General features: G+C 66.6%; 12 protein-coding genes. 5 read left to right on the forward strand and 7 right to left on the reverse strand.

All coding sequences use genetic code 11. The features are described from left to right. Nucleotides 1–845 (reverse strand): DUF222 domain-containing protein (locus A5745_RS07205; RefSeq protein ID WP_139329482.1); only part of this gene is annotated, 845 nt, incomplete at its 3' end. 115 nt (nt 846–960) lie between these two features. On the opposite strand from A5745_RS07205, the gene A5745_RS07210 reads away from it, so the two are divergent. Next, complete coding sequence (locus tag A5745_RS07210) at nt 961–1,830, forward strand: 3-hydroxyacyl-CoA dehydrogenase family protein (protein WP_076115593.1); 870 nt, start codon at nt 961–963, stop codon at nt 1,828–1,830. Nucleotide 1,831: 1 nt separating this feature from the next. On the opposite strand, the gene A5745_RS07215 is transcribed toward A5745_RS07210, so the two are convergent. The 3 genes from A5745_RS07215 to A5745_RS07225 form a co-directional block, all read right to left on the reverse strand. After that, entirely contained in the window at nt 1,832–2,095 is a 264-nt protein-coding gene (locus A5745_RS07215; protein ID WP_076115594.1) for a hypothetical protein, read from the reverse strand. Nucleotides 2,096–2,175: 80 nt separating this feature from the next. Beyond that, the gene (locus A5745_RS07220; RefSeq protein WP_076115595.1) at nt 2,176–2,643 is read right to left on the reverse strand and encodes a YbaK/EbsC family protein; all 468 of its coding nucleotides are present in this window, start codon (nt 2,641–2,643) and stop codon (nt 2,176–2,178) included. Between the two features lies 1 nt (nt 2,644). Next, nucleotides 2,645–3,505, reverse strand: coding sequence for an NAD(P)-dependent oxidoreductase (locus A5745_RS07225; protein WP_076064536.1), 861 nt, complete (start codon nt 3,503–3,505; stop codon nt 2,645–2,647). 272 nt (nt 3,506–3,777) lie between these two features. On the opposite strand from A5745_RS07225, the gene sigH reads away from it, so the two are divergent. Continuing rightward, complete coding sequence (sigH, locus tag A5745_RS07230) at nt 3,778–4,422, forward strand: sigma-70 family RNA polymerase sigma factor SigH (protein WP_170874566.1); 645 nt, start codon at nt 3,778–3,780, stop codon at nt 4,420–4,422. Beyond that, nucleotides 4,419–4,721, forward strand: a complete 303-nt coding sequence (rsrA, locus tag A5745_RS07235; protein ID WP_076064534.1) for a mycothiol system anti-sigma-R factor — start codon at nt 4,419–4,421, stop codon at nt 4,719–4,721. Before sigH ends, rsrA begins: the two co-directional genes overlap by 4 nt. Before the next feature lie 21 nt (nt 4,722–4,742). On the opposite strand, the gene A5745_RS25310 is transcribed toward rsrA, so the two are convergent. Next, nucleotides 4,743–4,817: a 50S ribosomal protein bL37 gene (locus A5745_RS25310; RefSeq protein WP_003416889.1), complete on the reverse strand. Its 75-nt coding sequence runs from the start codon at nt 4,815–4,817 to the stop codon at nt 4,743–4,745. Nucleotides 4,818–5,031: 214 nt separating this feature from the next. Here A5745_RS25310 and A5745_RS07240 point away from each other — a divergent pair, with 214 nt between their 5' ends. Together A5745_RS07240 and A5745_RS07245 are read left to right on the forward strand one after the other, a co-directional pair. Next, nucleotides 5,032–5,247 carry a biotin/lipoyl-binding carrier protein gene (locus A5745_RS07240; protein WP_076064555.1) on the forward strand — a complete coding sequence of 72 codons (216 nt, stop codon included), beginning with the start codon at nt 5,032–5,034 and terminating at the stop codon, nt 5,245–5,247. A gap of 34 nt (nt 5,248–5,281) precedes the next feature. Then, a complete protein-coding gene (locus tag A5745_RS07245) occupies nt 5,282–6,784 on the forward strand; it encodes a sensor histidine kinase (protein WP_076064533.1) in 1,503 nt (500 codons plus the stop codon). A 62-nt stretch (nt 6,785–6,846) separates the two neighbouring features. Here the strand turns inward: A5745_RS07245 and whiB1 are convergent, their stop codons facing one another. Continuing rightward, nucleotides 6,847–7,101 carry a transcriptional regulator WhiB1 gene (gene whiB1, locus A5745_RS07250; protein WP_068070345.1) on the reverse strand — a complete coding sequence of 85 codons (255 nt, stop codon included), beginning with the start codon at nt 7,099–7,101 and terminating at the stop codon, nt 6,847–6,849. Between the two features lie 269 nt (nt 7,102–7,370). Then, nucleotides 7,371–8,300: diacylglycerol kinase family protein (locus tag A5745_RS07255; RefSeq protein WP_076115596.1), on the reverse strand; the 930-nt coding region annotated here is incomplete at its 5' end.

Raw genomic sequence — 8,300 nt, forward strand, 5'->3', positions numbered from 1 at the left:
CCCGACGCCAGTAGTGCCCGCAGCGCTGCGTTGAGCCCGTCATGGTTGCGCTGTGCGGCGCTGCGGGTGTCTTTGTCGATGGCCTCTTGCGGGGGTGGCCCGTCAACAGTGGGGATTTCATCGAGGGGGTTGCACATGCCGGGCGTGGCCAGCTTGGCCAGCACGGCTTCGACGGTGGCGCGGGCCTCCGGGGTGAGCCACCCGCGTAGCTGCGACATGCCGTCGGCTTGTTGGTTGCCCAGGGTCAAGCCGCGGCGCCGCGCGCGGTCGTCGTCGGTGTAGGTGCCGTCGGGGTTGAGGCAGTCGGCCAATGTGTCGGCCAGTGCGGCGAGTTGTTCGGGGCGAAACTGGGTGCCCTGTTCGGCCAGCTTGGCTTCGACTTGCTCGCGGGTGGCGTGGTCGATCCAGCCGGGCAGTTGGTGGAAAAAGCGGCGGATCACCGCCACCTGCCCGGCCCCCAGCTCGCCCCCGCGTTGCGCGGCGGCAGTATTGGCCAACACCGGCTCCAGCGGTTCACCCGTCAGGCCACGGCGCGGCCCCAGATCGGCGGCCTCGTTAATCCGCCGGGCTGCTTCGGCCTTGCTGATCAGCGTTCGCTCGGCGATCGCGTGCGACAGCTTGCCACCCAACTCCTCCGGAGTGGCTTGGCGGGCAACGTGATTGATCAATTTGTGCTCCGGGGCCGGTAACCGTCGCCGCCAGCGTTCACTGCGCTCCAACAGTCCCAGGCACTCCGGGGTGGTCAGCGCGTCGAATTCCAGCCGCGCCACACCGTCGAGCGCGGCGTCTACCGCGTCGAACGCAGCCGTGATCGCGTCACGATCGACAATCCCGCCCGAACTCATACCGCGAAGCTATCCGAGCCCACCGACAAAAACGCCACCCAGGGACTGCTGAAACTAAAGTGGCGCAAGTGATTTAGCGCCATGACGTTTTATGCGCGCGACTTAGTATTCGTGTGTGACTGGCTCGTATACATACACGTTCGACGACATCCAGAACCGCCCCGTCGCGGTGATCGGGGCGGGCACGCTGGGGCGCCGCATCGCGCTGATGTTCGCCAGCCGCGGCGGAACCGTGCGAATCCATGCCCGGCGGGCCGAACAGCTCGCGGAAGCGACGCAGTATGTTGCCGAGTCGCTACCGCAGCTGGTGTCCGAGCGAGGCTTTGGCGAGGTCGGCGTCGCAACCGCCACGACGTCGCTCGACGAGGCGTTGGAGGACGCCTGGCTTGCCGTGGAGTCCGCCCCGGAGAAGCTCGAAATCAAGATCCCGCTGTGGGGTCAGATCGACCAGGCGGCACCGGCGAACACGATCTTCGCGACGAATTCCTCGTCCTACCCGTCGCGGCTGATGGCCGAAAACGTGCGCGACAAAACGCGTTTGTGCAACATGCACTTCTACATGCCGCCTCAGGTCAACGCGGTCGACCTCATGTCCGACGGCGAGACCGACCGCGGCCTGCTCGACACCCTGCTGACCGTCCTGCCTGAGTTCGGCGTGCATCCCTTCGAGGCGCGCAAGGAGTGCACCGGGTTCATCTTCAACCGCATCTGGGCGGCCATCAAGCGGGAGTCGCTGGCCGTCGTCGCCGAGGGCGTGGCCCGTCCCGAAGATGTCGACGGCATGTTCAGAGTCAACTGGGGGGTGCCGGCCGGGCCGTTTCAGATGATGGATCTGGTCGGCTTGGATGTCGTGCTCGATATCGAAAACCACTACGCGCAAGAGTTTCCGCACCTACCGAAGCACGTGCGCGAGTTGTTGCAGGCCTACATCGATGCCGGCAAGCTCGGCATCAAGACCGGCGAGGGCTTCTACTCGTATCGCTGAGTCAGTTGCTGAGCACCAGGCGCCAGCTGCCGGGAGCCACGCGATCCGGGACGCACCAGAAGTTGTTCCAGTTACCCGGCGTCGTCGCCTTCACGCCCGGCCCGGCGTCCTGACACGCGGCCCGAGTCGGATAGTTGCCCTCGGTCTGAATCGTGTCGGCGTTGGCGGTGCCAACCCCGGCGGTCAGCAGCCCCGCAACGGCCAGCGCGCCGGCGGCGGCAATCGTCGCGCCGCGCGTCTTCTTCATCGATCGCTTCGGTTCCATCGAGTCCTCCTGTGATGTTGCATGGACCAGCGTTAACGTGGAGTGTAGTCAACTGACTACACTCCACGCAAGGGTCATTATTAAGCACGTGTAGTGCGGGCGATGTCCGCGGTGATAGCACCCGTGACCAGGATCAGATGGTGCGGTGAAATCCCGACATCCCAGCCGCGCCGGCCGGCGCTGCACAGCACGCGGTCCCAGTTCAACGCGGAGCTGTCCAGCACCGTGCGCAGCCGCCGGCGCTGACCAAACGGGGAGATGCCGCCGACCACGTAGCCGGTGGCCCGCTCGGCGGCGCCGGGTTCGGCCATGCCGGCCTTCGCCGCGCCCAACGCCGCGGCGACCGCCTTCAGGGACAATCGCGACGGCACCGGAGCGATTGCGACCGCCAATTCGCCGGGCAGCGCGACGACCAGCGTCTTGAACACCTGACCGGGTGCGACGTCACCGGACGCCGACAAGTCGCCGACGTTCTCGAATCGCAAAACCTCATGCGGCACACCGGCTTTGGCCAGCTCCGCTAGCGCCGGCGTGGCAGCGCCCGCCACGCTAGGGTCCGCTGTATCCCGGTGGGTTGACGCCGTCGACCCAGAAGTCGACGCCGAGTTGCGCGCCCGGCACGCAGTTGTACACCGACAAGTCGGTGACGCCGGACTCGACCAGCACGTCCTCGCACAGCAGCGTGTTGCCGGTGTATTCGCGTGCCGGCTTGTTGAGGATGACGTAGGCAGCGTCGGAATACACCTCGGGCTTGCGGGCCCGGCCCATCGCCTCTTCACCGCCGAGCAGGTTCTGCACCGCTGCGGTGGCCACCAAAGTGCGCGGCCACAACGTGTTCGACGCGATGCCGTCGGCGCGAAGCTCCTCGGCCATCCCGAGCGCGCACAGCGTCATGCCGAACTTAGCCATCATGTACGCCGTCGGCTTCAGCCACTCCTTGCCGAGCAGCACCGGCGGCGACAGCGTCAGAATGTGCGGGTTTTCGCGGCCTTTCAAATGCGGAATGCACGCCTGCGACACCGCGTACGTGCCGCGCACCTGGATCCCGTTCATCAGGTCGAACCGCTTCATCGGCACCTCGGTGATGGACCCGAGGTTGATCGCTGAGGCGTTGTTCACGCAGATATCGATGCCGCCGAATTGCTCGACGGTCTTGGCCACGGCGGACTCCACGGAATCGGGGTCGCGGACATCTCCGACGATCGGCAGCGCCTGTCCGCCCGCTTCCTCCAGCTCCTTGGCCGCGGTGTACACCGTGCCCGGAAGCTTCGGGTGCGGGTCCGCGGTCTTGGCGATCAGGGCGACGTTCGCGCCGTCTTGCGCGGCGCGCTTGGCGATCGCGAGGCCGATGCCGCGACTCGCGCCGGAGATGAACATGGTCTTGCCCTGGAGGGGCTTCGCGTGGGACATGGCGTCACACTAACGTCCCGCCGCAACCGGCCCGGGTGGGGGACCGGGCGCGGAAAGGCCAGGAAATAGCGCGCCGGCCAACGCTGTTAAACCAGCAGGTTACTGATGCGCCTGGGCAGGCCCGGGCGGGCGGTGTCGGAAGCAGCCTTTAGATTGGGAGGAGCAGTCTGGTGTCAACGGCGACGAGCCTGTTGACTCGCGTTCCTGCGAGTCCGGTGGAGCTTTCGACGCTGCCCGGCGACACCGCAGCAGAAGGGACCGTGTTGACCGATATGGCCGACCCCCAAGATGGCCGAGAGGATGGCGGCCTCGCGGCGCCCGAAGAGACCGACGAGGAACTGACCGCGCGTTTCGAACGCGACGCGATTCCCCTGATCGACCAGCTCTACGGCGGCGCCCTGCGCATGACGCGCAACCCCGCGGACGCCGAGGACCTGCTGCAAGAGACCATGGTGAAGGCCTATGCGGGATTTCGTTCCTTCCGGGCCGGCACCAACCTCAAGGCGTGGCTGTACCGGATCCTGACCAACACCTACATCAACAGCTACCGCAAGAAGCAGCGCCAGCCCGCGGAGTATCCGACCGAGGCGATCACCGACTGGCAGTTGGCGTCCAATGCCGAGCATTCCTCTACGGGGCTGCGCTCGGCCGAGGTCGAAGCGCTGGAGTCGCTGCCGGACACCGAGATCAAAGAGGCGCTGCAGGCGTTGCCGGAAGAGTTCCGGATGGCCGTGTACTACGCCGACGTCGAGGGCTTCCCCTACAAAGAGATCGCCGAGATCATGGACACGCCGATCGGGACGGTAATGTCTCGGCTGCACCGCGGCAGACGTCAGCTGCGCGGATTGCTGGCCGATGTGGCCAAGGAGCGAGGGTTCAACCGCGGCCCACAGGCGCACGAGGAGGTGTCGTCATGAGCGAGTTTTCCGGCCCGGTCGACTCGTGCCCCGACGACGATTCCCACGGCAGCATCGGGTGTGCCGAAGTGATCGCGGAGGTATGGACGCTGCTCGACGGCGAATGCACGCCCGAGGCCAAGGAGCGGCTGCGCCAGCATCTGGAGGCCTGCCCCGGGTGCTTCAAGCATTACGGGCTCGAGGAGCGGATCAAGGCGCTGATCGCCACCAAGTGCAAGGGGGAGAAGGCCCCCGACGCGTTAAAGGAGCGCCTCCGGCTGGAGATCCGCCGGACGACGATCATCCGGGGCCTGGAGTAGCGCGCCGACTAACGCCCGCGGCTACGAGTTGGGCCGTTTGCCGTGGTTGGCTTTGCTGTACTTGCGGTCGCGCTTCTTGCGGCCACGCTTGGCCATGTTCTCGAACCTCCGGGATTGCTGGGATGCCAGTTCTTAGGCTGCCGGGCGCCGCGCGCCCGCATGTTGCCGCCCAGTCTCTCACGAGACGCCGCGCGCCACGTCGACGGCCCGCGCGCCGCGGTCTGGGCCGGTCTTGTGGTTCGATATACAGGACCAGCAGCCAGCATGCGCAGTCGCCGAAACGTGTGGGGCCGAAACGAGTGGGGTGAAGATGGCCGAGGATGTTCGCGCCGAGATCGTGGCCAGCGTGCTCGAAGTCGTTGTCAAAGAGGGTGACCAGATCGGCAAGGGCGACACGGTGGTGCTGCTGGAATCGATGAAGATGGAGATCCCGGTCCTGGCCGAGGTCGACGGCACCGTGAGCAAGGTGAGTGTCTCGGTCGGCGATGTCATTCAGGCGGGCGACCTCATCGCCGTCATCAGCTAGGCCCCGGAAATAGGCCCCGGAAAAAGCTTGGCCGATGTCCACTCTCGGTGATCTGCTTGCCGAGCACACCATGCTGCCCGGCAATGCGGTGGATCACTTGCACGCGGTGGTCGGGGAATGGCAGCTGCTGGCGGACCTGTCATTCGCCGATTACCTGATGTGGGTCCGCCGCGACGACAGCGTGCTGGTGTGCGTGGCGCAATGCCGGCCGAATACCGCGCCGACGGTTCTGCAGACCGACGCGGTGGGTAGCGTCGTCGACGCCGACCGGCTGCCGCTCGTCGCCGAAACCTTCAGTTCGGGCGAGATCGGCCGGGAAAGTGTTGTGGGGCAACAGCATTCGTCGCAGCTGCCCGGTCAGCACGTTGCGGCGTCCCCGGTGCGCTACGGCGACCAGGTGGTCGCGGTACTGACCCGGCACCAAACCGCGGTAGCCGCCGATCGCACGTCGGGTCAATTGGAGACGGCCTACCGGGATTGCGCCGAGGACCTCGTTCACATGCTCGCCGAGGGCACCTTTCCCGACGTGGGGGACGTGGCCATGTCGCGCTCGACCCCGAGGGCGGGCGACGGCTTCATCCGTCTCGACGTCAACGGCGTGGTCGCCTACGCCAGCCCTAACGCGTTGTCGGCCTACCACCGGATGGGCCTGACGACGGAGTTGGAGGGGCACAACCTCATCGAAATCACGCGGCCGCTGATCTCCGACTCGTTCGAGGCGCAGGAGATGGCCGAGCACGTGCAGGACCTGCTGGCCGGCGGGAAGAGCATGCGGATGGAGGTCGACGCCGGCGGCGCGACGGTGCTCCTGCGCACGCTGCCACTGGTGGTGCACGGCTCGAGCGCCGGGGCTGCCGTGCTGATCCGCGACGTCACCGAGGTGAAGCGGCGCGACCGGGCCCTGATCTCCAAGGACGCCACGATCCGCGAGATCCACCACCGCGTGAAGAACAACCTGCAGACCGTGGCGGCGCTGCTGCGCCTGCAGGCCCGCCGCACGGTCAATGCCGAGGGCCGGGAAGCCCTGATCGAGTCGGTGCGCCGGGTGTCGTCGATCGCGTTGGTGCACGACGCGTTGTCGATGTCGGTGGACGAACAGGTGAACCTCGACGAAGTCATCGACCGGATCCTGCCGATCATGAACGACGTCGCGTCCGTGGACCGGCCGATCCGGATCAACCGGGTCGGCGACCTGGGCGTCCTGGACTCCGATCGCGCGACGGCGCTGATCATGGTCATTACCGAGCTCGTGCAGAACGCGATCGAGCACGCGTTCGACCCCGCGGCCGCGGAGGGGTCCGTGACGATTCGCGCCGAGCGTTCCGCGCGCTGGCTCGACGTCGTGGTACACGACGACGGGCGTGGTCTGCCCGAGGGGTTCAACCTGGAAAAGTCCGACAGCCTGGGCCTGCAGATCGTGCGGACCCTGGTGTCGGCGGAGCTGGACGGCACGCTGGGCATGAGCGAAGCCTCCGAGCGCGGCACCGATGTGGTGTTACGGGTGCCGATCGGCCGACGGACCCGATTACTGCTCTAGTACCCACGCAACAGTGCGGCCCCGACGATTGTCAGGGCCGCACTGTAAGTGGAGAAACTGGGTCAGACTCCGCTACGGGCCTTCGTCCGGGCGTTGCGGCGCTTCAGCGCGCGCCGCTCGTCTTCGCTCATTCCGCCCCAGACGCCCGAGTCCTGGCCGGTGTTCAGAGCCCAGGCGAGACACTCTGTGGTCACCGAGCACCGATTGCAGACCAGTTTCGCGTCAGCGATCTGCGCGAGCGCCGGACCGCTATTCCCCACCGGGAAGAACAGCTCCGGGTCCTCGTCGCGACAGACCGCCTTGTGGCGCCAATCCATACGTTGTTACTCCTCACTGAGTGCGCAGCAAGCCGCACGGGCATTTTCTTCGGCTGTTAAGCGTGCACAAGAAAAGGTTTCCGTACCTTACGAATTTTCTGCATGCAACCTTTCGATCGTTTCACAGGCACAACAGATGTCAATAGCATCAGTTAGCTCGTGGGCTATCTCACTTTGGCGATCTCGTACCCATAGCCTCACTCCGTTGTACTACACTGCGCGGCCGCCGCCGCCCGGACCAATTTTCCGCGGGCCCGATCGATGCCGCGTTATCGCAGCTCAGGTATATTTTTCGCGGGCGGTGCGGCGACCGCGAGCAGGTCGGGGACCGACCGGAACGTCATGGTTTCGCGCAGGCCGAGATAATCGCCGTCGAATTGGCTGGGAATCGGGCCGGCGGTCGAGGTCACGCGGACCCAGGCCGCGTCGTCGTCGCGCACCACTTGCTTCACATTCGGCTTGGGGCCCTTCGAGAGGATCTGGCGCAGCACGTTCAGCGTCGGCAGCACCTTCATGCCGTCGAGCGCGAAGACGCCGAGGCCCGACTCGAAGGTGCAGCTGGGGTTGGTGACCAGCGGCCGGTTGTTGCTGTAGGTCCACGGACTGGTGTTGGACACCCACACGAAGTGCACGCCTGGGACGGGATCACGGTCGGGTAGCTCCAGGGTGAGCACCGGGTCGCGGCGCCTGAACGCGAGCGTGATGGGAATCGCCACCCGCCAATAGCGCAGCGCGTTGACCTTGACGCCCTTGTCGCGTTGGGCTTCCACCGCGGCCACCACCTCCGCGTCGACGCCCATCCCGGCGTTGACCAGCGCCCAGCGCTCGCCGCAGTCGATCAACCCGATGCGGCGCCAGGTCTGGTGCCGGCGGTAGTCGTCGAGCAGCTGGATGAGCTGGTTGGTGGCGGCGACGGGGTCCTGGGCGATGCCCAGCGACCGGGCCAGCACGTTCGCCGAGCCGCCGGGCACCACCGCGAGCGCGGGCAGGTGCTCGGCCCGCGGCGCGCCGGGATGGCCGAGCAGCCCGTTGACCACCCCGCTCACCGTGCCGTCGCCGCCGTGCACGACGACCAGGTCAACCCCGTCGGCGGCGGCCGCCTGCGCGATTTCGCCGCCGTGACCGCGGTGGCTGGTGTGCTCGACGGTGAGCTGAAGGCGGCTTTTCAGCGCGTGCGCCAGCAGATCGCGAGCGGCCGG

It is taken from the genome of Mycobacterium sp. IS-2888, from assembly GCF_001954215.1.
Lineage (GTDB): Bacteria > Actinomycetota > Actinomycetes > Mycobacteriales > Mycobacteriaceae > Mycobacterium.

Coding starts and splice junctions, on each gene's coding strand:
- A5745_RS07225 (WP_076064536.1), bottom strand. CDS start 3,505: ATGTCCCACGCGAAGCCCCTCCAGGGCAAGACCATGTTCATCTCCGGC.
- A5745_RS07245 (WP_076064533.1), top strand. CDS start 5,282: ATGTCCACTCTCGGTGATCTGCTTGCCGAGCACACCATGCTGCCCGGC.
- whiB1 (WP_068070345.1), bottom strand. CDS start 7,101: ATGGATTGGCGCCACAAGGCGGTCTGTCGCGACGAGGACCCGGAGCTG.
- rsrA (WP_076064534.1), top strand. CDS start 4,419: ATGAGCGAGTTTTCCGGCCCGGTCGACTCGTGCCCCGACGACGATTCC.
- A5745_RS07215 (WP_076115594.1), bottom strand. CDS start 2,095: ATGGAACCGAAGCGATCGATGAAGAAGACGCGCGGCGCGACGATTGCC.
- A5745_RS07240 (WP_076064555.1), top strand. CDS start 5,032: ATGGCCGAGGATGTTCGCGCCGAGATCGTGGCCAGCGTGCTCGAAGTC.
- sigH (WP_170874566.1), top strand. CDS start 3,778: ATGGCCGACCCCCAAGATGGCCGAGAGGATGGCGGCCTCGCGGCGCCC.